The sequence below is a fragment of the Streptomyces sp. NPDC001599 genome (genome assembly GCF_042893535.1).
Taxonomy (GTDB): domain Bacteria; phylum Actinomycetota; class Actinomycetes; order Streptomycetales; family Streptomycetaceae; genus Streptomyces.
This window is the reverse complement of record NZ_JBIAVA010000022.1, coordinates 40,116-63,702: the sequence shown is the minus strand read 5'-3', so window position 1 is coordinate 63,702 and position 23,587 is coordinate 40,116. Positions and strand designations below refer to the sequence as shown.

Annotated in this window: 21 protein-coding genes and 1 tRNA gene; 9 read left to right on the top strand and 13 right to left on the bottom strand. The window is 68.7% G+C overall.

All coding sequences use genetic code 11. The features are described from left to right. Nucleotides 1-189: 189 nt before the first annotated feature. From ACFYZ3_RS35235 to dnaA, 9 genes are all read right to left on the bottom strand, one after another. Nucleotides 190-266: transfer RNA gene (locus ACFYZ3_RS35235), tRNA-Ile, on the bottom strand. A 111-nt stretch (nt 267-377) separates the two neighbouring features. Further along, nucleotides 378-1,103: a DUF3566 domain-containing protein gene (locus ACFYZ3_RS35230; protein ID WP_361013849.1), complete on the bottom strand. Its 726-nt coding sequence runs from the start codon at nt 1,101-1,103 to the stop codon at nt 378-380. Between the two features lie 18 nt (nt 1,104-1,121). Then, nucleotides 1,122-3,716, bottom strand: coding sequence for a DNA gyrase subunit A (gene gyrA, locus ACFYZ3_RS35225; RefSeq protein WP_388526552.1), 2,595 nt, complete (start codon nt 3,714-3,716; stop codon nt 1,122-1,124). A 42-nt stretch (nt 3,717-3,758) separates the two neighbouring features. Then, nucleotides 3,759-5,819: a DNA topoisomerase (ATP-hydrolyzing) subunit B gene (gene gyrB / locus ACFYZ3_RS35220; RefSeq protein WP_388526549.1), complete on the bottom strand. Its 2,061-nt coding sequence runs from the start codon at nt 5,817-5,819 to the stop codon at nt 3,759-3,761. 434 nt (nt 5,820-6,253) lie between these two features. Beyond that, on the bottom strand, nt 6,254-6,826 hold the full coding sequence (locus ACFYZ3_RS35215) for a DUF721 domain-containing protein (RefSeq protein ID WP_388526546.1): 573 nt from the start codon (nt 6,824-6,826) through the stop codon (nt 6,254-6,256). After that, the gene (recF, locus tag ACFYZ3_RS35210) at nt 6,823-7,944 is read right to left on the bottom strand and encodes a DNA replication/repair protein RecF (RefSeq protein WP_388526543.1); all 1,122 of its coding nucleotides are present in this window, start codon (nt 7,942-7,944) and stop codon (nt 6,823-6,825) included. The genes ACFYZ3_RS35215 and recF overlap by 4 nt, the downstream gene beginning before the upstream one ends. Nucleotides 7,945-7,974: 30 nt before the next feature. Beyond that, nucleotides 7,975-8,850 carry a phosphogluconate dehydrogenase (NAD(+)-dependent, decarboxylating) gene (gnd, locus tag ACFYZ3_RS35205; RefSeq protein WP_388526540.1) on the bottom strand — a complete coding sequence of 292 codons (876 nt, stop codon included), beginning with the start codon at nt 8,848-8,850 and terminating at the stop codon, nt 7,975-7,977. A gap of 210 nt (nt 8,851-9,060) precedes the next feature. Next, the gene (gene dnaN, locus ACFYZ3_RS35200) at nt 9,061-10,191 is read right to left on the bottom strand and encodes a DNA polymerase III subunit beta (RefSeq protein WP_003975054.1); all 1,131 of its coding nucleotides are present in this window, start codon (nt 10,189-10,191) and stop codon (nt 9,061-9,063) included. A gap of 880 nt (nt 10,192-11,071) precedes the next feature. Next, complete coding sequence (dnaA, locus tag ACFYZ3_RS35195; RefSeq protein ID WP_388526537.1) at nt 11,072-13,081, bottom strand: chromosomal replication initiator protein DnaA; 2,010 nt, start codon at nt 13,079-13,081, stop codon at nt 11,072-11,074. Nucleotides 13,082-13,458: 377 nt separating this feature from the next. Between dnaA and rpmH the strand changes: the two genes are divergently transcribed. The 9 genes from rpmH to ACFYZ3_RS35150 all read left to right on the top strand — a co-directional run bounded on the left by rpmH (nt 13,459) and on the right by ACFYZ3_RS35150 (nt 20,391). Continuing rightward, the gene (gene rpmH, locus ACFYZ3_RS35190; protein WP_003975051.1) at nt 13,459-13,596 is read left to right on the top strand and encodes a 50S ribosomal protein L34; all 138 of its coding nucleotides are present in this window, start codon (nt 13,459-13,461) and stop codon (nt 13,594-13,596) included. Between the two features lie 21 nt (nt 13,597-13,617). Then, nucleotides 13,618-13,989: a ribonuclease P protein component gene (gene rnpA / locus ACFYZ3_RS35185; protein WP_388526534.1), complete on the top strand. Its 372-nt coding sequence runs from the start codon at nt 13,618-13,620 to the stop codon at nt 13,987-13,989. Then, the gene (gene yidD / locus ACFYZ3_RS35180; RefSeq protein ID WP_003975049.1) at nt 13,986-14,360 is read left to right on the top strand and encodes a membrane protein insertion efficiency factor YidD; all 375 of its coding nucleotides are present in this window, start codon (nt 13,986-13,988) and stop codon (nt 14,358-14,360) included. Before rnpA ends, yidD begins: the two co-directional genes overlap by 4 nt. Nucleotides 14,361-14,363: 3 nt before the next feature. Then, complete coding sequence (gene yidC / locus ACFYZ3_RS35175; RefSeq protein ID WP_388526531.1) at nt 14,364-15,659, top strand: membrane protein insertase YidC; 1,296 nt, start codon at nt 14,364-14,366, stop codon at nt 15,657-15,659. Nucleotides 15,660-15,674: 15 nt separating this feature from the next. Further along, nucleotides 15,675-16,187, top strand: coding sequence for a R3H domain-containing nucleic acid-binding protein (locus ACFYZ3_RS35170; protein ID WP_003975047.1), 513 nt, complete (start codon nt 15,675-15,677; stop codon nt 16,185-16,187). Nucleotides 16,188-16,311: 124 nt separating this feature from the next. Further along, a complete protein-coding gene (gene rsmG / locus ACFYZ3_RS35165) occupies nt 16,312-17,031 on the top strand; it encodes a 16S rRNA (guanine(527)-N(7))-methyltransferase RsmG (RefSeq protein ID WP_115743095.1) in 720 nt (239 codons plus the stop codon). A 273-nt stretch (nt 17,032-17,304) separates the two neighbouring features. Continuing rightward, complete coding sequence (locus ACFYZ3_RS35160; protein WP_388526661.1) at nt 17,305-18,378, top strand: ParA family protein; 1,074 nt, start codon at nt 17,305-17,307, stop codon at nt 18,376-18,378. Beyond that, nucleotides 18,375-19,475 carry a ParB/RepB/Spo0J family partition protein gene (locus tag ACFYZ3_RS35155; RefSeq protein ID WP_388526527.1) on the top strand — a complete coding sequence of 367 codons (1,101 nt, stop codon included), beginning with the start codon at nt 18,375-18,377 and terminating at the stop codon, nt 19,473-19,475. The genes ACFYZ3_RS35160 and ACFYZ3_RS35155 overlap by 4 nt, the downstream gene beginning before the upstream one ends. A 298-nt stretch (nt 19,476-19,773) precedes the next feature. Further along, on the top strand, nt 19,774-20,391 hold the full coding sequence (locus tag ACFYZ3_RS35150) for a GNAT family N-acetyltransferase (RefSeq protein WP_361013814.1): 618 nt from the start codon (nt 19,774-19,776) through the stop codon (nt 20,389-20,391). Nucleotides 20,392-20,480: 89 nt separating this feature from the next. On the opposite strand, the gene trxA is transcribed toward ACFYZ3_RS35150, so the two are convergent. The 4 genes from trxA to sigM all read right to left on the bottom strand — a co-directional run bounded on the left by trxA (nt 20,481) and on the right by sigM (nt 23,574). Continuing rightward, nucleotides 20,481-20,813 (bottom strand): thioredoxin, encoded by a 333-nt coding sequence (gene trxA / locus ACFYZ3_RS35145; RefSeq protein WP_003975042.1) that lies wholly within the window; start codon nt 20,811-20,813, stop codon nt 20,481-20,483. A 38-nt stretch (nt 20,814-20,851) separates the two neighbouring features. Beyond that, nucleotides 20,852-21,820 (bottom strand): thioredoxin-disulfide reductase, encoded by a 969-nt coding sequence (gene trxB, locus ACFYZ3_RS35140; protein WP_109029157.1) that lies wholly within the window; start codon nt 21,818-21,820, stop codon nt 20,852-20,854. 159 nt (nt 21,821-21,979) lie between these two features. After that, nucleotides 21,980-22,831 carry an anti-sigma factor family protein gene (locus ACFYZ3_RS35135; RefSeq protein ID WP_388526658.1) on the bottom strand — a complete coding sequence of 284 codons (852 nt, stop codon included), beginning with the start codon at nt 22,829-22,831 and terminating at the stop codon, nt 21,980-21,982. A 17-nt stretch (nt 22,832-22,848) separates the two neighbouring features. After that, nucleotides 22,849-23,574: an RNA polymerase sigma factor SigM gene (gene sigM, locus ACFYZ3_RS35130; RefSeq protein ID WP_388526523.1), complete on the bottom strand. Its 726-nt coding sequence runs from the start codon at nt 23,572-23,574 to the stop codon at nt 22,849-22,851. Between the last annotated feature and the right edge of the window lie 13 nt (nt 23,575-23,587).

Sequence of the window (23,587 nt, the reverse complement as noted above, 5' to 3'; positions counted from 1 at the left end):
GCCGGTACCCGACCGACCAGTCGGCACCCACCGGCCACCCGGCCTTGTTAGCCTTGGCCACAGCCCGACCGCTGGCGCATCCCCCGTCGCCAGCGGTCGGGTCTTTTCCTGCGCGGTCAACGTCGAACGGCGGACGGCGAACGGCGAACGCAAAGACCCCCAACCGGTACCGGCTGGGGGTCTAGGTGCTGGTGGGGCTAACAGGATTTGAACCTGTGGCCTCATCCTTATCAGGGATGCGCTCTAACCAACTGAGCTATAGCCCCGCCGCGCTCTGCGGTGTATGTCCCGCGCGCTGACTCCTGAAGATTAGCGCACGAGGCGGGCAGTCCCAAAATCGGTTGTCGCGCGGCCCGAGGGCCGGGACGGCTCGCCGATCACTCGTCCTCGGCGAGCGTCAGCTCCACACCGCCGACGAAGCCGGCGGACAGGTTGTAGATGAACGCGCCCAGGGTGGCCAGGGCCGTCGCGAGGACGACGTCGATGACCGCGATGATCGTCGTGAACATCAGCACGTTGGGCAGCGACAGGAAGGACTGCAGGTCGAAGCCGTTGGACTCGTTGGATCCGGTGGCCTCGGAGATCGTGCCGCCGACCGTCGAGAAGACGCCCATGGCGTCCATGACCATCCACAGCACGGCGGAGGCGACGATGGTGCAGATGCCCAGCGCGATGGAGAGCAGGAAGCTGACCTTCATCACCGACCACGGGTCGGCCTTCGAGACGCGCAGACGCGCCTTGCGGACGCGGGGCGTGGTGCGGGCGCCGGTGCGCGGGCGGCGCACGGCGGACGCGTTGCCGCCCTGGGTCTGGTAGGCCTGCGGCGGGTGGTAGGGCCCGCCGGGCTGCTGTGGCTGCCGTTCCCCCGGCAGCGGCGAGGCCGCCTGCTGAGTCTGCTGGCCTCGGGTGTCCGTCACAGTTCCCCCCTGGGATCCATGCGTTGAGGACGAGCTCCCCGAGTGCGAGTCGGTCGCTCCGTCGTCGATCTTGCGCAGTTGAGTCGTGTGCGAATCCGTCGCACGCGCGGCTGAGCCACGGCCGCCGCCGCCCGTTTCCGTACCCGTGGGGGTACCGGCCGATCCGGCGCCCGTGGCTCCGCTCACGATGACTCTCTCCTCGTGCTACTCGGCCGAGGGCGCCTCGCCCTCGTCCGTGCCGGTGGTCGCGGCACCCTCGGCGGTCTCGTCGACGACCACATCGCCGTCGACCTCCTCCGCCTCGCGTCCCGCCTCGGCGTTGCGTGCGATGCCGACGACGGCATCGCGCTTGCCCAGATTGATCAGTTGAACGCCCATGGTGTCACGGCCGGTCTCCCTGACCCCGTTGACTCGCGTACGAATCACACCGCCCGAGAGTGTGATGGCGAGGATCTCGTCGTGCTCCTCGACCACCAGCGCGCCCACGAGCGACCCGCGGTCCTCGACGATCTTGGCGGCCTTGATGCCGAGACCGCCGCGACCCTGGACGCGGTACTCGTCGACGGAGGTCCGCTTCGCGTAACCGCCGTCGGTGGCAGTGAACACGAACGTACCGGCTCGAACAACATTCATCGAGAGCAGCTCGTCCCCTTCGCGGAAACTCATGCCCTTGACGCCCGAGGTGGCACGCCCCATCGGACGCAGTGTGTCGTCCGACGCGGTGAACCTGATCGACTGTGCCTTCTTGCTGATCAGCAGCAGGTCGTCCTCGGCCGAGACGAGTTCGGCGCCGATCAGTTCGTCGTCGCTTCCGTCCGCCTGCTCCCGCAGGTTGATGGCGATGACACCGCCCGAACGCGGCGAATCGTAGTCCTTCAGCGACGTCTTCTTCACCAGGCCGGCCTTCGTGGCCAAAACCAGGTACGGAACCGCCTCGTAGTCGCGGATCGCGCGGATCTGCGCGATCGTCTCGTCCGGCTGGAAGGCCAGCAGGTTCGCCACGTGCTGGCCGCGCGCGTCCCGGCCGGCGTCCGGCAGCTCGTACGCCTTGGCGCGGTAGACGCGGCCCTTGTTGGTGAAGAACAGCAGCCAGTGGTGCGTGGTGGACACGAAGAAGTGGTTGACGATGTCGTCTTCCTTGAGCTTCGTGCCGCGCACGCCCTTGCCGCCGCGCTTCTGCGCCCGGTAGTCGTCGGTCTTGGTGCGCTTGATGTAGCCGCCACGGGTGACCGTGACGACGATGTCCTCCTCGGCGATCAGGTCCTCGATGGACATGTCGCCCTCGTACGGGATCAGCTTGGTCTTGCGGTCGTCGCCGTACTTCTCGACGAGCGCGGTCAGCTCCTCGCTGACGATCCCGCGCTGGCGGACCGGGGAGGCGAGGATCTCGTTGTACTCGGCGATCTTCGCCTGGAGCTCGTCGTGCTCGCGGACGATCTTCTGCCGCTCCAGGGCCGCGAGGCGGCGCAGCTGCATCTCCAGGATGGCGTTGGCCTGGATCTCGTCGATCTCCAGGAGGTCCATCAGGCCCCCGCGCGCGATCTCGACGGTGTCGCTGCGCCGGATCAGCGCGATGACCTCGTCGATGGCGTCCAGGGCCTTGAGCAGGCCGCGCAGGATGTGCGCCCGCTCCTCCGCCTTGCGCAGCCTGAAGCGCGTACGGCGGACGATGACCTCGATCTGGTGGTTCACCCAGTGGCGGATGAACGCGTCCAGGGACAGGGTGCGCGGCACGCCGTCGACCAGGGCCAGCATGTTGGCGCCGAAGTTGGTCTGCAGGTCGGTGTGCTTGTACAGGTTGTTCAGGACGACCTTGGCGACCGCGTCCCGCTTGAGGACGATCACCAGGCGCTGACCGGTGCGGGAGGACGTCTCGTCGCGGACGTCGGCGATGCCGCCGATCTTGCCGTCCTTCACCAGGTCGGCGATCTTCTGCGCGAGGTTGTCCGGGTTGACCTGGTAGGGCAGCTCGGTGACCACCAGGCACTGGCGGTTCTGGATCTCCTCGACCTCGACGACCGCGCGCATGGTGATCGAGCCGCGGCCGGTGCGGTACGCCTCCTCGATGCCCTTGCGGCCCACCACCAGGGCGCCGGTCGGGAAGTCGGGGCCCTTGATGCGCTCGATCAGCGCGTCGAGGAGCTCCTCGTGCGAGGCCTCGTAGTTCTCCAGGTACCACTGGGCGCCGGCCGCGACCTCGCGCAGGTTGTGCGGCGGGATGTTGGTCGCCATGCCGACCGCGATGCCCGCCGAACCGTTGATCAGCAGGTTCGGGAACCGGGCGGGCAGGACGGTCGGCTCCTGGGAGCGGCCGTCGTAGTTGTCCGTGAAGTCGACGGTCTCCTCGTCGATGTCGCGGACCATCTCCATCGACAGCGGCGCCATCTTGCACTCGGTGTAGCGCATGGCCGCCGCCGGGTCGTTGCCCGGCGAGCCGAAGTTGCCGTTGGAGTCGACGAGCGGCATCCGCATCGACCAGGACTGCGCGAGGCGGACCAGGGCGTCGTAGATGGAGGAGTCGCCGTGGGGGTGGTAGTTGCCCATGACGTCGCCGACGACGCGGGCGCACTTGTAGAAGCCGCGCTCGGGGCGGTAGCCGCCGTCGTACATGGCGTACAGCACCCGGCGGTGCACGGGCTTGAGGCCGTCGCGGACGTCGGGCAGCGCGCGCGAGACGATGACGGACATCGCGTAGTCGAGGTAGGAGCGCTGCATCTCCGTCTCGAGCCCGACGGGCTCGACACGCATCGCCAGGGCGTCACCCTCGGGCGTCGTCACAGGAGTGTTCTCGTCGGTCATTGCTGGTGAAGGTCCTTCCTGGTGCGGTCAGCTGAGACCGACTCAGATGTCGAGGAAGCGGACGTCCTTGGCGTTGCGCTGGATGAACGCGCGCCGGGCCTCGACGTCCTCGCCCATCAGCACCGAGAACAGGTCGTCGGCCTGCGCGGCGTCGTCGAGCGTGACCTGGCCGAGCACCCGGTGCTCCTGGTCCATGGTCGTGATGCGCAACTCCTCGGCGTTCATCTCGCCGAGGCCCTTGAAGCGCTGCACGGAGTCCTCGCGGATGCGCTTGCCCGCGTTGCGGCCCAGCTCGATCAGCGCGTCGCGCTCGCGGTCGGAGTACGCGTACTCGAAGTCGTCCCGGCCCCACTTGATCTTGTAGAGGGGCGGGCGGGACAGGTACACGTGCCCGGACTCGACCAGCGGCCGCATGAAGCGGAACAGGAAGGTCAGCAGCAGGGTGTTGATGTGCTGGCCGTCGACGTCGGCGTCCGCCATCAGGATGATCTTGTGATAGCGGAGCTTCTCGATGTCGAAGTCCTCGTGCACACCGGTGCCGAACGCGGAGATCATCGCCTGGATCTCCTGGTTCTGCAGGATCCGGTCGATGCGCGCCTTCTCGACGTTGAGGATCTTGCCGCGGATCGGGAGGATCGCCTGGTACTGCGGGTTCCGGCCGGACTTGGCGGAGCCGCCGGCGGAGTCGCCCTCGACGATGAAGATCTCGCACTTGGTCGGATCGTTCGACTGGCAGTCGGACAGCTTGCCCGGCAGCGACGCCGACTCCAGCAGCCCCTTACGGCGCGTCAGGTCGCGGGCCTTGCGGGCCGCCACGCGCGCGTGGGCCGCCTGGATGCCCTTGCGGATGATGTCCGCGGCCTCGTTGGGGTTGCGGTCCAGCCAGTCCGTCAGGTGCTCGTAGACGACCTTCTGCACGAAGGTCTTCACCTCGGTGTTGCCCAGCTTCGTCTTGGTCTGGCCCTCGAACTGGGGCTCGGCCAGCTTCACCGAGATGATCGCGGTCAGACCCTCGCGGATGTCGTCACCCGTGAGGTTGTCGTCCTTCTCGCGCAGCAGCTTCTTGTCGCGCGCGTACTTGTTGATCAGCGAGGTGAGCGCCGCGCGGAAGCCCTCCTCGTGGGTGCCGCCCTCGTGCGTGTGGATGATGTTGGCGAAGGAGTACACGCCCTCCGTGTAGCCGCCGTTCCACTGCATCGCGACCTCGAGGGACAGGCTCTTGTCCTTGTCCTCGGCCTCGAGGTCGATCACGGTCGGGTGCACCAGCTCTCCCTTGCGGGAGTTGAGGTACGTCACGAAGTCGACGATGCCGCCCTCGTAGTGGTACGAGACGCTCTTGACCTCGTGCTTCTCGTCCTCGCCCGCCTCGTCCGCGCCGGCGGTGGCCTTCGCCGACTCGCGCTCGTCGGTGAGGTTGATCTTCAGGCCCTTGTTGAGGAAGGCCATCTCCTGGAAGCGCCGGGAGAGCGTCTCGAAGGAGTAGTCGGTGGTCTCGAAGATGTCGCCGTCGGCCCAGAAGGTGACCGACGTGCCGGTCTCCTCGGTGGCCTCGTGCCGGGCCAGCGCCGCCGTGGGGACGCCCAGCTTGTACTCCTGCGTCCAGCGGTAGCCGTCGGTCCTGACCTCCACCGCGACCCGCGTGGAGAGGGCGTTGACGACGGAGACACCCACGCCGTGCAGACCACCGGAGACCGCGTAGCCGCCACCGCCGAACTTGCCGCCCGCGTGCAGCACGGTCAGCACGACCTCGACGGCGGGCTTCCCCTCGGAGGGGACGATGCCCACCGGGATGCCGCGGCCGTTGTCGACGACGCGGACACCGCCGTCGGCGAGGATCGTCACGTCGATCGTGTCCGCGTGACCGGCCAGTGCCTCGTCGACGGAGTTGTCCACGACCTCCTGCACCAGGTGGTGCAGGCCCCGCTCACCGGTCGAACCGATGTACATACCGGGTCGCTTGCGGACCGCGTCCAGACCCTCGAGGACGGTGATGGCACTGGCGTCGTACGACGCGGAAGCATCGCCGTGCGGGGTGCTCACCGCGTCGTTCACGCCGGTGTCGGTGGACGGGTTGTTCTCGTTGGGGTTGCCGGAATCGGCCACGAAGCGCCCTTTCTGGCACAGCACGAGCCGGGCTCGTCGGCAGGTTGCCGGAGCGGCTGCGGCATGTTGCGTTGGTAAGCCTTGATCAGCGTTGCTCAGCTAGTCCCGGACGGTCCCCACGTTCGGGGCGGGATTCTCTCTCATTCTACCGGTACCACTGACACTGATGGGGGTTTGCCGGTACCTGAGTCCGCATGTGCCGCCCTGAACCAGTCGCGTCCGACTCCCGATATACGGATGGGGGCCTCAAGAGGCTCACAACGGCACTCAGCGCTTCGAGGCGTCAACCCTTTGCTACTTGGGAGTCAGATCGGGATGCGCGGCCATGCGCGGTGGTGCGCCGCGGCGCGCGCCGACGGCTCACGTCGCCCGTCGGCGCCGTTTTTTGTGAGGTACATCACGCACCTCTGACGGGGCGCCAGAACGCCCGCACATCACCCGTAGGTGTCACCCGGGCCCTGGCTTCCAGGGGCCCGCAACGGCCCGTACCGCCGGCCCGGACCGCCCGGGCCACCCGGTCCGAGAACCTTGATCATCCGTACCGACCCGTGCCCCAGGTCCTCGTTGAGCCGCGCCACCAGCGTCGGCGCGAGCAACCGCAGGTTCGTCGCCCAGGCCGTCGAGTCGCAGCGCACCACCAGCACCCGCTCGTCCTCGTCGTACCGCTCCGGCACGCAGTGCTTCGCCACGTCCGCGCCCACGATCTCCGGCCAGCGGCCCATCACCCCGCCCACCGCGGCCGGCGTCTCCCAGCCGCGCTCGGTGATCAGCCGGTTGATCGCGGAACCCAGCGCCATGGGGTCACGGCCGTCGGCCCGCGCCCCCGAGCGCAGACCCCCGCGCCGCGCCTGCTTCTTCTGCTGGGCCGCGTCCCCACGCGCGCGTGCCGCCTCCCGCGCCGCCCTGAGCGCCACGCGCGCGAGGTCGACGCCGGACGGCTCCGGGCCGCCGCTCCCGCGCTCACCGGAAGGCTGTCCGGGGCCCGGCTCCGGTGCGTCCGCGCTCATACGCGCTCCACCGTCCCCTCCGCCACCGTGAACCGCGCCCCCGCGAGCACATGCGGTACGTCGTCGTCGACCGCGGCCGTCACCAGCACCTGCTCGCCGGGCGCCACCAGCTCGGCCAGCCGCTCCCGGCGCCGCGCGTCCAGCTCGGCGAACACGTCGTCCAGCACCAGCACCGGCTCGTTGCCCTCGGCCCGCAGCAGGTCGAACGAGGCCAGCCGCAGCGCCAGCGCGTAGGACCACGACTCGCCGTGGGAGGCGTAGCCCTTGGCGGGCAGCGAGCCGAGCTTGAGCAGCAGGTCGTCCCGGTGCGGACCGACCAGGGTGACGCCCCGCTCGATCTCCTGCTTGCGGGCCTCGGCGAGCGCCGCCATCAGCTGCTCGTACAGATCCTCACGCGTGTGCGCCTCACCGGGCGCCGACGGCTTGTACTCCAGGGCGAGGGGCCCCCCGCCCGGGGCCAGCTGCTCGTACGCCTTGTCGGCCAGCGGCTGCACGGCCGCGATCAGGTCCAGCCGCTGGGCGAGCAACTCGGCGCCCGCGCGCGCGAGGTGCTGGTCCCAGACGTCGAGCGTCGACAGGTCCATCGTGCGGCCACCGTGCCGGCGGGCGAGCGCGGCCGACTTCAGCAGGGTGTTGCGCTGCTTGAGGACCCGGTCGTAGTCGGAGCGCACCCCGGCCATCCGCGGGGAACGGGCGGTGATCAGCTCGTCAAGGAACCGGCGCCGCTCGCCGGGGTCGCCCTTGACCAGGGCGAGGTCCTCCGGCGCGAACAGCACGGTGCGTACGATGCCGAGCACGTCACGCGGTCTGACCTGCGTGGACCTGTTGATGCGGGCGCGGTTGGCCCGGCCCGGGTTCAGCTCCAGCTCGATCAGCTGCTGCCGCTCGCCCTGCCGGACCTGAGCCCGGATAACGGCACGCTCGGCGCCCATGCGCACCAGGGGGGCGTCGGAGGAGACCCGGTGGCTGCCGAGGGTGGCGAGGTAGCCGACCGCCTCGACCAGGTTCGTCTTGCCCTGCCCGTTCGGGCCGACGAATGCGGTGACGCCCGGGTCCAGGGGCACCTCGACCCGGGCGTACGAACGGAAGTCGGCCAGCGACAGATGCGTGACGTGCATGGTCGTGCGCCGACCTCCCCAGCCTTCCGGTTACTTCTTCTCGACCGCGTGGCCGCCGAACTGGTTGCGCAGCGCCGCGATCATCTTCATCTGCGGCGAGTCCTCCTGCCGGGACGCGAACCGCGCGAAGAGGGAGGCCGTGATCGCGGGCAGCGGCACCGCGTTGTCGATCGCCGCCTCCACCGTCCAGCGTCCCTCACCGGAGTCCTGTGCATAACCCCGGAGGCCGTCCAGGTGCTCGTCGTCGTCGAGCGCGTTGACGGCCAGGTCGAGCAGCCAGGAACGGATCACCGTGCCTTCCTGCCAGGAGCGGAAGACCTCGCGGACGTTCTCCACGGAGTCGACCTTCTCCAGCAGCTCCCAGCCCTCGGCATAGGCCTGCATCATCGCGTACTCGATGCCGTTGTGGACCATCTTCGCGAAGTGGCCCGCGCCCACCTTGCCGGCGTGCACGGCACCGAAGTCGCCCTCCGGCTTGAGGGCGTCGAAGACCGGCTGCACCTTGGCGACGTTCTCCGCGTCGCCGCCGTACATCAGCGCGTAGCCGTTCTCCAGGCCCCAGACGCCTCCGGAGACGCCGCAGTCGACGAAGCCTATGCCCTTGGCCGCCAGCTCCTCGGCGTGCCTCTCGTCGTCCGTCCAGCGGCTGTTGCCGCCGTCCACGACGACGTCGCCGGGCTCCAGCAGCTCGCCCAGCCGGTCGACGGTGGCCTGGGTGGCCTCGCCGGCCGGGACCATCACCCACACCACGCGCGGCGCGCTGAGCTTGCCCACAAGCTCTTCCAGGCTGTGGACGTCGGCGAGGTCCGGATTGCGGTCGTATCCGACGACGGTGTGGCCCGCGCGGCGGATCCGCTCGCGCATGTTGCCGCCCATCTTGCCGAGGCCGACGAGACCGAGCTCCATCAGTTGCGTTCCTTAGGTGTGCGAGGTGGCAAGGCGGCACCTCCGAACCCGCCGGACGGGTGCCGCGGCACTTTCGTACCCGCGTCGAGCCTAAACCCGCACGCCCGTGCACAGCTGTGGGCATACGCGCTCAGACGTACGCCCCCACCTGCGGGTTCGTCCCCACCTGTGGACAGCCACCTGCGGCGCACCACCGGCCGGACGCACGGCTCAGCCGCTCAGCCGCACCGGCATGATCAGGTACTTGTAGGCCTCGTCCGCCTCGGCGTCCACCGCGGGCCTGCCGCTGAGCAGCGCAGGCTTCGTGGAGGTCGTGAAGGACAGCTGGGCGACCGGGGAGTCGATGGCGCTCAGACCGTCCAGCAGGAAGGTCGGGTTGAAGGCGATCGAGATGTCGTCGCCCTCCAGCTGGGCGTCAACCCTTTCCACAGCCTGTGCGTCGTCGCTGGAGCCGGCCTCCAGGATGAGCACGCCCTGCTCGAAGCTGAGCCGCACCGGCGTGTTGCGCTCGGCGACCAGGGCCACGCGCTTGACGGCCTCCACGAAGGGGGCGGTCTCGATCACGGCGACGCTGTTGAACTCGGTCGGGAACAGCGTCTTGTACTTCGGGAGGTCGCCCTCCAGCAGACGCGTCGTCGTCCGGCGGCCCGCGCCCTCGAAACCGATCAGTCCCTCGCCCGCGCCCGAACCGGACAGCGCCAGGATCACCTGGTCACCGCTGGTCAGCGCCTTGGCAGTGTCCTGGAGCGTCTTGGCGGGCACCAGGGCGACCGCGGAGATGTCCGGGTTCTCCGGCTTCCACAGGAACTCGCGGACCGCGAAGCGGTAGCGGTCGGTGGAGGCCAGCGTCACCGAGTCGCCCTCGATCTCGATGCGCACACCGGTCAGGACGGGGAGCGTGTCGTCGCGGCCGGCGGCGATCGCCACCTGCTGCACGGCCGAGGCGAAGACCTCGCCGGGGACCGTGCCCGTCGCCTCCGGCATCTGCGGCAGCGCCGGATACTCCTCCACCGGCAGGGTGTGGAGGGTGAACCGCGAGGAGCCGCAGACCACCGTCGCCCGTACACCGTCTGTGGAAATCTCCACCGGCCGGTTGGGCAGGGCGCGGGAGATGTCGGCGAGCAGACGGCCGGAGACGAGGACCGTGCCCTCCTCCTCGATCTCGGCCTCCACCGACACCCGCGCCGAGACCTCGTAGTCGAAGCTGGACAGGCTCAGCTGCCCCTCCTCGGCCTTCAGCAGCAGGCCCGCGAGGACCGGCGCCGGCGGACGGGCCGGGAGGCTGCGAGCCGCCCAGGCCACTGCCTCCGCGAGTACGTCGCGTTCCACCCGGATCTTCACTGTTGCCGCCTCCTGCTGTTGCCGGCGCTGCTCGCCCTGCTTCGCCTTCGTCGTCTGACCGGTGTCGCCCGCCGCTGTGAGGGGCAGAACACCGGGGACCAGTCTGACGCACCCCACTGACAGTAGGTGCCGTTCGGGGTCAAGTCGTGACGAGGCGCGGTCGGGCCCGAGAGGCCGAGTTGTGCACAGGACCCGCTTCGAAACGAATTCCGCTCTCTCTCTAGTCGTCAGTAGTAGTAGGGCCTGTGGATACCGTGGATAACCTCGTTTGCCCAGGTCAGAGCAGGAATTTTGTCCACGGGGCCTGTGGGCGGAGCCGGTGGACAACTCGCCGTTTCTGTGGAGAACAGAAAGTTCTGCACACACCGTGCACAGGGAGGGGCGACTTCTCCCCAGCGCCGTCCCCAGCTTTACCGACGTTTCCCACAGCCCAGCCAGGCAGCCTGGTGTGACGGCTTTCACTCGACGCGGTGACAGGGCGCGTCACGTTGCCGAACAGTGGACAGGCTTGTGGAGAAGCCAGCGATCGCTGGGGACAACACTGTCCAGCCTGTGGGTTGCCCGTGGACAACTGAATGCACAGCCTGTGGATCATTTCTTCGTCCACAGCCTGTGGAGATCCTTCGTCCACGAATCCACAGGCACCTGACCTGCCCTGATGATCCCTCACCAGCCTGGCCTGTGGACAGGATCGGGACAACTTCCCAGTCCCCAAGGTGTGGACGGAAAAAACTGGCCGAATCTGTGGAGGACGGCCGTAACCCGGCGGGGATTCGAACAGCGGACAGGACAGCCGTACGAAGGCCTGGGCGGGCGGCGAGCATGCGAAAGGCGCCCCCAGGGGTCCCGGAGGCGCCTTCGTGACCGGTGGCGGCGGTCGTCAGCCGTTCTTGATGCGGTTGGTCAGCTCGGTCACCTGGTTGTAGATCGAGCGCCGCTCCGCCATGAGATTGCGGATCTTGCGGTCCGCGTGCATCACCGTGGTGTGGTCCCGGCCGCCGAACAGCGCGCCGATCTTCGGCAGCGAGAGGTCCGTCAGCTCGCGGCACAGGTACATGGCGATCTGCCGGGCCGTCACGAGCGCGCGTCCGCGCGAGGTGCCGCACAGGTCCTCGACGGTGAGGCCGAAGTAGTCGGCGGTGGCGCCCATGATGGCCGTGGAGGTGATCTCGGGGGCCGAGTCCTCGCCGCCGGGGATCAGGTCCTTGAGGACGATCTCGGTGAGGCCCAGGTCCACCGGCTGCCGGTTGAGCGACGCGAACGCCGTCACCCGGATCAGCGCGCCCTCCAGCTCGCGGATGTTGCGCGAGATCCGGGAGGCGATGAACTCCAGCACCTCCGGCGGGGCGTTGAGCTGCTCCTGGACCGCCTTCTTGCGCAGGATCGCGATGCGCGTCTCCAGCTCCGGCGGCTGGACGTCGGTGATCAGGCCCCACTCGAAGCGGTTGCGGAGCCGGTCCTCCAGCGTCACCAGCTGCTTGGGCGGCCGGTCGCTGGAGAGCACGATCTGCTTGTTGGCGTTGTGGAGGGTGTTGAAGGTGTGGAAGAACTCCTCCTGCGTCGACTCCTTGTCCGCGAGGAACTGGATGTCGTCGACGAGCAGGATGTCCATCTCGCGGTAGCGCTTGCGGAAGCTGTCGCCCTTGCCGTCGCGGATGGAGTTGATGAACTCGTTGGTGAACTCCTCCGAGCTCACGTACCGCACGCGCGTGCCGGGGTAGAGGCTGCGCGCGTAGTGCCCGATGGCGTGCAGGAGGTGGGTCTTGCCGAGTCCCGACTCCCCGTAGATGAACAGGGGGTTGTAGGCCTTGGCGGGTGCCTCGGCGACGGCGACGGCCGCCGCGTGGGCGAAGCGGTTGGAGGCGCCGATGACGAAGGTGTCGAAGAGGTACTTCGGGTTCAGTCGCGCGGTCGGCTCGCCCGGGCCGGTGGCCGGCGCGGGCTGTGCCGCGAGCGGTCCGGGTGCCCCGGTGGCGGGCCCGGGGCCGACGGGGCCGCCGCGGTGGACGTGGCCGGATCCCGTCGGCGGCTCGGGCAGGTCGCGGCGCGGACCGCGCTGCTCGTAGTCACCCCGCTGCTGGTCGTAGTCGCCGCGCGGTTTGTCGTACTCGCCGCGGGACTTTTCGTAGTCGCCACGGGTTTTTTCGTAGTCGCTGCGGGCCTGGTCGTAGTCGCCGCGCTGGGCGTCGTACGACGGGCGTTCCGGGGGCTGCGGCCGGTAGTCCTGCTGGTACGGGGTGTGGGACTCGTGGGAGTACGGCGGTGGCGGCGGCTCCTGGCCGTACGGCTCCTGCGACGGGGACGCGTAGGGGTCCCGTTCCGGGAAGCCGAGGCGCTGCTGCTGCCAGCCGTAGTCGTCCTGCTGCGCGGGGCGGGGCCAGGAGCCGGGCTCGGGGCGCTGGTACTCCTGCGGATAGGCGGGCCGGGCGGTGGGGAGCTGGTCGGCGCGGTTGCGGCCGTATCCCTCGTACTCGTCGCGGTCGCGGTCGCGGTATTCCTCGCGGCTCCCCTGGCCGGGGGCGGGGAGCTCGGGCTCCTCGTAGCGGTGCTGGGGGCGGGCGGGCGGCGCCTGGGGTGCCTGGGGCGCCTGTGGAGCGGCGCCGGCGGGTTCGCCCGCGGTGTCGTCGACGGTGATCGCGATGCGGATCGGGCGCCCGCACTCGCGGCTCAGGGTCTCGCTGACGATCGGCGCGAGGCGGCCCTCCAGTACGCCCTTCGCAAATTCGTTCGGTACGGCGAGCAGGGCGGTGTCGGCGACCAGCGCAAGCGGCTGGCAGCGGCGGATCCAGTGCTCGTCCTTCGACTCGACGCCCTGCCCGCGGCCCTCTCCGAGAAGTTGCTCCAATACGCGTGGCCACACTGCGGCAAGATCGGCAGGTACGTCAGCCACAGGGCACGCTCTCTCACGAGTCCCTCGAAGGTGTGATTCGGGGACGGGTCGGGATGAAACTCGGGTGGGGCAGGGATAAGGGAACGAATCGGAGTCCAGTCACGGTAGTCAGCGCGACGGGTAGGGTTCAAGTTGTTGTCCCCAGCCTGTGGACAAGTGTCTCCCGGTCACCGCTGGTTTGACCGAATGGCGCAGTCGCACGTACCGTAACCAGGTCGAGTTGTCGATGGCTGCTGCCGCCTGCCTCCGATGGGCACAGGTCACGTCCAAGGTGATCGAAAAGCGGTGCACTCGGGCGTAACGCGAGCTACTCGTGGGCGCACGGTGACAGCCAGGACGGCACCCCGCCACCACCCGATTCTTTCTGGAGCCCCCGAGTGAGCAAGCGCACCTTCCAGCCGAACAACCGTCGCCGCGCGAAGACCCACGGCTTCCGGCTGCGTATGCGTACCCGTGCCGGCCGCGCGATTCTCGCGACCCGCCGCAGCAAGGGTCGCGCCCGTCTGTCCGCCTGATCCCGGTCAGGTCATGACATCGTGCTGCCCACCGAGAACCGGCTGAGGCGGCGCGAGGACTTCGCGACCGCGGTACGACGAGGTCGCCGGGCCAGCCGCCCGGCCCTCGTCGTCCACCTTCGAAGCGGTGCCACGGACCCGCACGCGCCTGGGGAGAGCGCTCCCCGGACACGTGCGGGTTTCGTCGTGAGCAAAGCCGTGGGTGTCGCGGTCGTGCGCAACAAGGTGAAGCGCAGGCTTCGCCATCTGATGCGCGACCGGATCGACCTGTTGCCCCCCGGTAGCCTGGTAGTCGTACGAGCGCTGCCCGGTGCGGGTGACGCCGACCATGCACAGCTGGCCCGAGACCTGGACGCCGCCCTGGCGCGGCTACTGGGAGGGGGCGCGCGATGAAGTACCCGCTGCTGGCTCTGATCAAGCTCTACCAGTGGACGATCAGTCCGCTGCTGGGGCCGGTGTGCAAGTACTACCCGTCGTGTTCCCACTACGGCTACACGGCCATCGACCGGCACGGAGCCGTCAAGGGCACGGCACTCACCGCCTGGCGCATTCTGCGGTGCAATCCGTGGTCGCTGGGCGGCGTGGACCATGTTCCGCCGCGCAAGCGCCCGCGGTGGCACGAAATGCTGCGTGCCGCCTGGCGGGCACGCAAGGGCGGGACCTCCGCCGCCGAACCGGCCACCGAAGGAAGGCCTGCTCATCCGAGCTCGTCCGATCCTTCGAGCCCGGCCGCAGAGACCTCGCCCCATGCCCAAGGAGCATGATTAGTGGACACGATTGCCAGCCTCTTCAGCTTTATCACCTGGCCCGTCTCCTGGGTCATCGTCCAGTTCCACACGGTGTACGGGGCGATCTTCGGACCTGACACCGGATGGGCCTGGGGCCTGTCCATCGTGTCCCTGGTGGTCCTCATCCGCATCTGCCTGATCCCGCTCTTCGTGAAGCAGATCAAGGCGACGCGCGGCATGCAGACGCTCCAGCCGGAGATGAAGAAGATCCAGGAGCGCTACAAGAACGACAAGCAGCGTCAGTCCGAAGAGATGATGAAGCTGTACAAGGAGACGGGCACCAACCCGCTCTCCTCGTGCCTTCCCATCCTGGCGCAGTCCCCGTTCTTCTTCGCCCTGTACCACGTGCTCAACGGCATCGCGTCCGGCGACACCATCGGCGCCGTCAACCAGGACCTGCTGGAGAGCGCGCAGAAGGCGCACATCTTCGGAGCCCCGCTCGCCTCCAAGTTCTTCAGCAGCGAGAGCGACGTCGCCGCCCTCAGCGCCTCCCTGACCGACGTCCGCGTCGTGACCGCGATCATGATCGTGCTGATGTCGGCCTCGCAGTTCTTCACCCAGCGCCAGCTGATGACGAAGAACGTCGACACCACGGTGAAGACGCCGTTCATGCAGCAGCAGAAGATGCTGATGTACGTCTTCCCCGTCATGTTCGCCGTCTTCGGTGTCAACTTCCCCGTCGGTGTCCTCGTCTACTGGCTGACCACGAACGTGTGGACCATGGGCCAGCAGATGTACGTCATCCGCAACAACCCGACGCCGGGCTCCAAGGCGCAGGCCTCCTACCTGGAGCGGCTGCACAAGAGCGTCACCGAGCACGGCAGGACCCGTCGCCGGGGCGAGAAGGCCATCGTGAAGGCCATCGTCGCCAAGGGCCGGGACCGCAACGAGGCCGAGCGGAAGTTCATCAACGGTCTGAACAAGGCGGGCCTGGCGGCTCAGGCCGACGGCACCGTGGTGAAGAGCGACACCGCTGTGGCCGCCCAGAGCGCGGACGGCTCGACCGTGGCCACTGCGGCTCAGCCCAAGCGCCAGCAGCCCAAGCGGCAGAGCAAGTCCCAGCGCCAGGCCAAGCCCGCCGGTGAGGCCGAGCCGAAGACATCGCTGACCAAGTCGGACGAGCCGCAGGACGCCAAGCCGGCCGGTAAGCAGGACGCCAAGCCTGCCGCCGGTGCCAAGAAGCCGGCTCAGAAGTCCGGCGGCGGTGGCCGCAGCAAGGCCCAGTCCGGTCAGCGCAAGGGCCCGCAGCGGCCCAAGTCCCCGTCGAAGAAGTAAGAAGGAGTCCATCCCGTGACGGAAGGCACCACCTCCGCCGCTGCCGAGGGTGCAGACACCCTCACCCGCCTCGAGCAGGAGGGCGAGATCGCCGCGGACTACCTGGAGGGTCTGCTCGACATCGCCGACCTCGACGGTGACATCGACATGGACGTCGAGGCCGACCGTGCCTCCGTCTCGATCATCAGCGACAGCAAGAGCAGGGACCTGGAGAAGCTGGTCGGCCGGGACGGTGAGGTGCTGGAGGCTCTGCAGGAGCTCACGCGCCTGGCCGTGCACCGGGAGACCGGTGACCGCAGCCGCCTGATGCTCGACATCGCGGGCTACCGCGCGGACAAGCGCGCCGAGCTGTCCGAGCTGGGTGCCAAGGCCGCCGCCGAGGTCAGGAGCAGCGGCGAGTCCGTACGGCTGAAGCCGATGACGCCCTTCGAGCGCAAGGTCGTGCACGACGCGGTCAAGGCCGCGGGACTGCGCAGCGAGTCCGAGGGCGAGGAGCCGGAGCGCTTCGTCGTCGTGCTTCCCGCCTGATCGGTTCTCTCGTTCTCCGGCCCCGTCTGTTGCGCAGGCGGGGCCGAATTTTGTCAGCCTGATAGTTCTGGTGGTTCTGGTATCGGCGCCCGGTGCGCCGGTGCCGTACGGAAGGACGGTCCCCGTGTCGGAGGCAGCGGAACTCCCCCCTGTACCCGAGCAGGCACGTGATGTGTTCGGTGATCGCTACGCGGACGCGGTCCGCTACGCGGAACTGCTTGCCGAGGCGGGGGTGAAGCGTGGTCTGATCGGCCCGCGCGAAGTACCCCGGCTTTGGGAGCGGCATCTGCTGAACTGCGCGGTGCTCTCGGAGGTCGTACCCGAGGGAGTGACGGTGTGCGACGTCGGCTCGGGAGCCGGCCTGCCCGGTATCCCGCTGGCGCTGGTGCGGGAAGACCTGAAGATCACCCTTCTTGAGCCGCTGCTGCGCCGCACGAACTTCCTGACCGAGGTCGTGGAGCTGCTGGGCCTGGACCATGTCACCGTGGTGCGGGGCCGGGCCGAGGAGGTCATGGGCAAGCTGCCGCCGGTGCATGTGGTGACGGCCCGTGCCGTAGCTCCGCTGGACCGCCTCGCCACCTGGGGCATTCCCCTGCTGCGCCCCTACGGGGAGATGCTCGCCCTGAAGGGCGACACGGCTGAGGAGGAGCTGAAGGCGGCGACCGCGGCGCTGAGCAAACTCGGTGCGGAGCAGACGTCCATCCTCCACGTGGGAGAGGGCGTCGTGGATCCCCTGTCCACCGTGGTGCGGGTAGAGGTGGGTGAGAGCCCCGGTGGTGTGCGCTTCGCCGCCAAGCGGGCCAAGGCCGCTCGGACCGGTCGGACGCGCCGACGTCGCGGATAGTGTCCGACTTCGCTCGGATGGTCAGCCGTACTCCACACAAGCTGCCCTGCTCACGCATGCCGGAGTGTCGCGGCAGTTCGGCATCAGCTGCTGTGCATCGTGTTTCACGTGAAACGTCGCTCACTGCTGCACGGCATCATCAGCCGCGGCCGCGCCGCGGCCGATCCCCGCGACCGGAAGCCTCTCGGGTCGCTCGGAGAGGGCACGGAGTTGTCCACAGAGGTGGATTTCTCCACAGAAGACCAGGCCTCACTGGTTCATGACCCCGGAGGCATGGGAGGCTCTGTTCATTGCGAGCCTGAAGTCGAGGAGAGTGAATCCTTGCGGTCCGACGCCAATATCGCGGGACCGATGACCGATCCGGTCCCCGGTCCCCGTACCGAGTCGATGGGGGCGGATGTTTCACGTGAAACACCGCCTCCGATGGACGACACACCGATCGGTCGTGCTGCCCAACTGGCGGTGGAGGCTCTGGGCCGCGCCGGCGAGGGGCTGCCGCGACCCGAGCAGACCCGGGTCATGGTCGTAGCGAACCAGAAGGGCGGTGTGGGCAAGACGACGACGACCGTCAATCTTGCCGCGTCACTCGCCCTGCACGGTGCGAGAGTCCTGGTTGTCGACCTCGACCCGCAGGGCAACGCCTCCACCGCGCTGGGGATCGACCATCACGCCGATGTGCCCTCCATCTACGACGTGCTGGTCGAGAGCCGTCCGCTCTCGGAAGTGGTCCAGCCGGTTCCCGATGTCGAGGGTCTGTTCTGCGCTCCCGCCACGATCGATCTCGCCGGTGCGGAGATCGAACTGGTCTCACTGGTGGCACGCGAGAGCCGGCTCCAGCGAGCGATCACGGCGTACGAGCAGCCGCTGGACTACATCCTCATCGACTGCCCGCCCTCCCTCGGTCTGCTGACCGTCAATGCTCTCGTCGCGGGCCAGGAGGTGCTGATTCCCATCCAGTGCGAGTACTACGCCCTGGAAGGGCTGGGGCAGCTGCTGCGCAACGTCGACCTGGTGCGGGGCCATCTCAATCCCACACTGCATGTGTCGACGATCCTCCTCACCATGTACGACGGCCGGACGCGGCTCGCGTCGCAGGTCGCGGACGAAGTGCGCAGCCACTTCGGTGAGGAGGTGTTGCGGACGAGCATTCCCCGCTCGGTCCGTATCTCCGAGGCCCCGAGTTACGGGCAGACGGTACTGACCTACGATCCAGGATCAAGTGGAGCCCTCTCCTATCTGGAGGCGGCCCGTGAGATCGCGCTGAGGGGTGTGGGCGTCGCCTATGACGCGACCCACGCCCACCTCGGCGCTCAGAACGATCCGAGCATGGTGGAGGGGACCCAGTGAGTGAGCGACGGAGGGGGTTGGGCCGTGGCCTCGGTGCACTGATCCCCAACGCCCCGACCGAGAAGTCGGTTGCCTCGGCGGCCTTGGGAAGCGCGGCTTCTGCGGCCCCTGGGGCGATGCCTCTGCTGCCGCACGAGCGTGGGGTGGCCGCGGCGAAGGTGGCCACGCTGCCGCATGTTTCACGTGAAACCGAAGAGCCGACGGCACCGCAGGGTGTGGAAGGGCTTCGGCCGCCCATGGGGGCGCACTTCGCCGAGGTTCCGCTCGACGCCATCACGCCGAACCCGAAGCAGCCGCGCAAGGACTTCGACGACGACGCGCTGGCCGAGCTCGTCACCTCCATCCGCGAGGTCGGTCTCCTCCAGCCGGTTGTCGTTCGGCCGACGGAGCCCGGACGCTATGAGCTCATCATGGGTGAGCGCCGCTTCCGCGCCTGCCGAGAGCTGGAGCTGGACGCCATCCCGGCGATCGTGCGGGCGACGGAGGACGAGAAGCTCCTCTTGGACGCGCTCTTGGAGAACCTGCACCGCGCTCAGCTGAATCCGCTGGAGGAGGCCTTCGCCTACGACCAGTTGCTGAAGGACTTCAACTGCACGCATGACCAGCTGGCGGACCGCATCGGCCGCTCCCGCCCGCAGGTGTCCAACACCTTGCGCCTGCTGAAGCTCTCCCCGAAGGTGCAGAACCGGGTGGCGGCAGGTGTGCTCTCCGCGGGACACGCGCGAGCCCTGCTGTCCGTCGACGACCCGGAGGAGCAGGATCGGCTGGCGCACCGCATCGTGGCCGAAGGGCTCTCGGTGCGGTCGGTCGAAGAGATCGTGACCCTGATGGGTTCCCGGCCGCAGAAGCCGCAGCGAGCCAAGGGCCCGCGCGCCGGCTCTCTGGTCTCCCCAGCGCTGTCGGACCTCGCGACGCGGCTCTCGGACCGCTTCGAGACGCGGGTGAAGGTCGACCTGGGACAGAAGAAAGGCAAGATCACCGTGGAGTTCGCCTCCATGGACGACCTTGAGCGGATCCTCGGCAGTCTCGCTCCCGGCGAAGGCCCCGTCCTGCAGAAGGGCCTCCTGGAGGACGAGGACGGGGACGCCGAGTCCTGATCGGCTGTCTTGAGGGCGGGCCGCGTCCGGTGCATACCGGAACACGGTCCGCCCTTTGCTTTGCGTCGGTGTCGGGTCCACCGCATCGTGGATACGATGCGAGCGAGAGAGCGTTGTCACCCGGCGGTACCTCTGAGAGGAAGGCAGGGGCCATGCGAACGATGAGCCGCACCGAGTGGGTGAGCGCGGGCTTGGGGCTGGGCGCGGTCGGTGGGTTCGTCGGCAGCCTGCTCAGGGAACGGAGCGCTCTGACAGCCGCCCGCGACGCGGCAGGGGAAGGAAGCGAGGAACAGCCTTCATGGGGCGCCGGCTCGTACCGCTCACGCTGGACAACCTTCAGGACCTTCCCCAGCGCTGTCGCTCGTGCGTCTTCTGGGAACTGGACCCCGTCAGCGGCGAGGCCGCGGTAGAGGCCGGTACGCCGGCCCTGGAGAAGGAGTCCTGGATTTCCGCCGTGCTGCTGGACTGGGGATCCTGCGGCCGGGTGGTCTACGTCGATGACGTACCGGTGGGCTTCGTTCTCTACGCCCCGCCCGCGTATGTGCCGCGCTCGACGGCGTTCCCCACCAGTCCGGTCTCTTCCGACGCGGTTCAGTTGATGACCGCGTTCGTGATGCCGGGGTACCAGGGCCAGGGACTGGGCCGGGTGATGGTCCAGACGGTCGCCAAGGATCTCCTGCGTCGTGGCTTCAAGGCCATAGAGGCGTTCGGGGATGCCCGCTGGAAGGAGCCCGCCTGCGTCCTGCCGGCGGAGCATCTCCTGGCGGTGGGCTTCAAGACGGTCCGACCGCACCCCCGGAATCCACGGCTGCGGCTGGATCTCCGCTCCACGCTGTCCTGGAAGGAAGACGTGGAGATGGCACTGGACCGCCTGCTCGGCGCCGTGCAGAAGGAACCGGCACTGCGTCCGCTGTAGCTACGCACGGGAGACTGCTGTACACCGAATGGGCCGACCCGTTCGGGTCGGCCCATTCGTGTTTCACGTGAAACGTCAGTCGACGATCGTCAGTCGGCGATGAAGTCCTCGAGGTCGCGGACGATCGCGGCCTTCGGCTTCGCACCGACGATGGTCTTGGCGACCTCGCCACCCTGGTAGACGTTCAGGGTCGGGATGGACATGACGCCGTACTTGGCGGCCGTACCCGGGTTCTCGTCGATGTTCAGCTTGACGATCTCGATCTTGTCGCCGTACTCGGCGGCGATGGCCTCGAGAGACGGCGCGATCTGGCGGCACGGACCGCACCAGGCGGCCCAGAAGTCCACCAGGACGGGCTTGTCGTTCTTGAGGACGTCCTGCTCGAAGGAGTCGTCGGTCACATGCTTCAGGGTGCCGGCCACGGCGGGCTCCTAACTGGTTGGTGCGGGGGATGGGGTGGTCAGACGGCGGTCTTCTCGGGCTCCGCCTTGTCCTCGTCGCTGAGGGCGGCGAGGAAGCGCTCGGCGTCGAGCGCGGCGGAGCATCCGGTGCCCGCGGCGGTGATCGCCTGGCGGTAGGTGTGGTCGACCACGTCACCGGCTCCGAAGACACCCGTCAGGTTGGTGCGCGTCGAGGGCGCGTCGACCTTCAGGTAGCCCTCCGGGTCCAGGTCGAGCTGGCCCTTGAAGAGCTCGGTGCGCGGGTCGTGGCCGATCGCAATGAACAGGCCGGTCACCGGCAGATCGGAGAGCTCGCCGGTCTTGACGTTGCGCAGCTTCAGGCCCGCCAGCTTCTGGTCGCCCTGGACCTCGGCGACCTCGCTGTCCCAGACGAACGTGATCTTGGGGTCGGCGAAGGCGCGCTCCTGCATCGCCTTGGACGCGCGCAGAGTGTCCCGGCGGTGGACGATCGTCACGGACTTCGCGAAGCGGGAGAGGAAAGTGGCCTCCTCCATCGCGGTGTCCCCACCGCCGATCACGGCGATGTCCTGGTCCTTGAAGAAGAAGCCGTCACAGGTCGCGCACCAGGAGACACCACGACCGGACAGCGCGTCCTCGTTCGGCAGGCCGAGCTTGCGGTGCTGGGAGCCAGTGGTGACGATGACGGCCTTGGCCCGGTGGACCGTGCCCGCGGTGTCGGTGACGGTCTTGATCTCACCGCTGAGGTCGACGGCCACGACGTCGTCGGGGATCAGCTCGGCCCCGAAGCGCTCCGCCTGGGCCCGCATGTTGTCCATGAGCTCGGGGCCCATGATGCCGTCCTGGAAGCCGGGGAAGTTCTCCACCTCGGTGGTGTTCATCAGCGCTCCGCCCGCGGTGACGGCACCCTCGAACACCAGCGGCTTCAGGGACGCTCGCGCGGTGTAGAGCGCCGCCGTGTAGCCGGCGGGCCCGGAGCCGATGATGATCACGTTTCGGACGTCGCTCACGGCTTCATTCCTCGTCTCTGGACTGCGTCTTCAGGGCCGGGTGGAGCTGCACTCGGAACTCTCACCCCACCTAACGGATCCTACGGGGCGCGCATTCCCGCTGTGCCCGGGCACACGGCGGCAGGGCCCCGCCCGTCTGGCGAGGGGCAGGAAGGACCGCTACGAACGCGCGTAGGAGTGCTCGAGAAGGATCTTTGCCTTGCCTACCGCGGGCTGATCCACGCACGTCGTCTCAACGATGTAGGCGGTGACCCGGGTGTCATTGGTGGCGTCGGGCAGTACCACCAGCAGGGCTTCCCTGCCCTTGTAGACGCCCGGCTCCGTGGCGATCACAGCGTCGTCGCGACCGATGCCCATGCGGATGCACTCAGGGACGGTGGGCTGCTTGAAGACATGGTTCTCGGCGGTCTCGCCACCGTTCTCGGACTCCATGCCGAAACTGCGCGGCGTACGTGATCCGCCGCTGTCGGTGCTCCCGGCCGCGAGCAGGCCGGAGACCTTGTCCTGGAGCCGGCCCTCGGCGAAGGTGTCCGCGAGCGCGGTCTGCTGTTCGTGGGCGGTGTCGTGGGAGGGGCTCTCTCCGGTGAGGGAGGACACGATGACCGAGCCGAGCCCGATTGCGGCAGCGGCGGCCACGGCGCCGAGTACGACGATCCTTCGCCGACCGCTTCGGCGGCGGTCCTTGCGGCCGGGGCCGGTGGAGGAGGGTCGCGCGTGCCCGGCGGGCCGGTCGGCCGGTGCCGAAGTTTCACGTGAAACACGTGGGTCGTCGTCGCCCCCCGGCAGGGGCTCGTTCGCCAGGGCGGCGTCGATACGGGCGGCCACGTCGTCGGGCATGGGCGGTGGGGAAGGCAGGGTGCCGAGCAGCCCCTGGATCTCTTCCAGCGACGCGTAGACGTCCGCGCAGAGCTCGCAGCCTTCCAGGTGACGCCGTACGTCGGTGGTCCGAGTGCTCGGGAGGAGGCCTTCGGCGAGGTCGGAGATCTCCGCGACGTCCGGGTGCCCGGTCATGTCTGTCGTCGACGACGTCACGCTCGTCCACCTCCGCCCTTCACTGCGGCTGAATCACTCGGCCCTGCTTCCGGCGGATCCGCACGCCGCGGTCCCGCTGCCGGTGGGACGGATGCCCCCGGCGTCCGGTTCCGCTCCGGGCCGGGCTTCCTGCCGTCTCCGCTGCCGTCCGGACGCAGGTGGGTGATCAGTGGCAGGAGCCGGGCTCTGCCCCGGGCACACCGGCTCTTGATCGTGCCACTCGGTACGTCGAGGATGCGGGCTGCCTCCGCGACCGGATAGCCCTGCATGTCGACCAGGACGAGAGCGGCCCGCTGGTCGGCGGGCAGGGTGCCCAGGGCCTCCAGCAGCTGGCGGTGCAGGTCGTTGCGCTCCGCGGGAGCGGAGGCCGACTCGTGCGGTTCCAGCAGCTGCTCCAGGCGTTCGGTGTCATCGACGGGCGCGGTCTTCCGCGAGGCGGCCTTGCGGACACGGTCCAGACAGGCGTTCACCGTGATCCGGTGCAGCCAGGTGGTGACGGCCGCCTGTCCACGGAAGGTGTGGGCGGCCCGGTAGGCGGAGACGAGCGCGTCCTGGACGGCGTCGGCGGCCTCCTCACGGTCCCCCAGCGTCCGCAGGGCCACCGCCCAGAGCCGGTCGCGGTGACGGCGCACGAGCTCACCGAAGGCGTCGGGGTCGCCCTCGACGTGGCGGGCGAGCAGTTCCTGGTCGGTCACTCCGTCATGACTCGCGCCGCCCGCCATCACACCCCTCTCC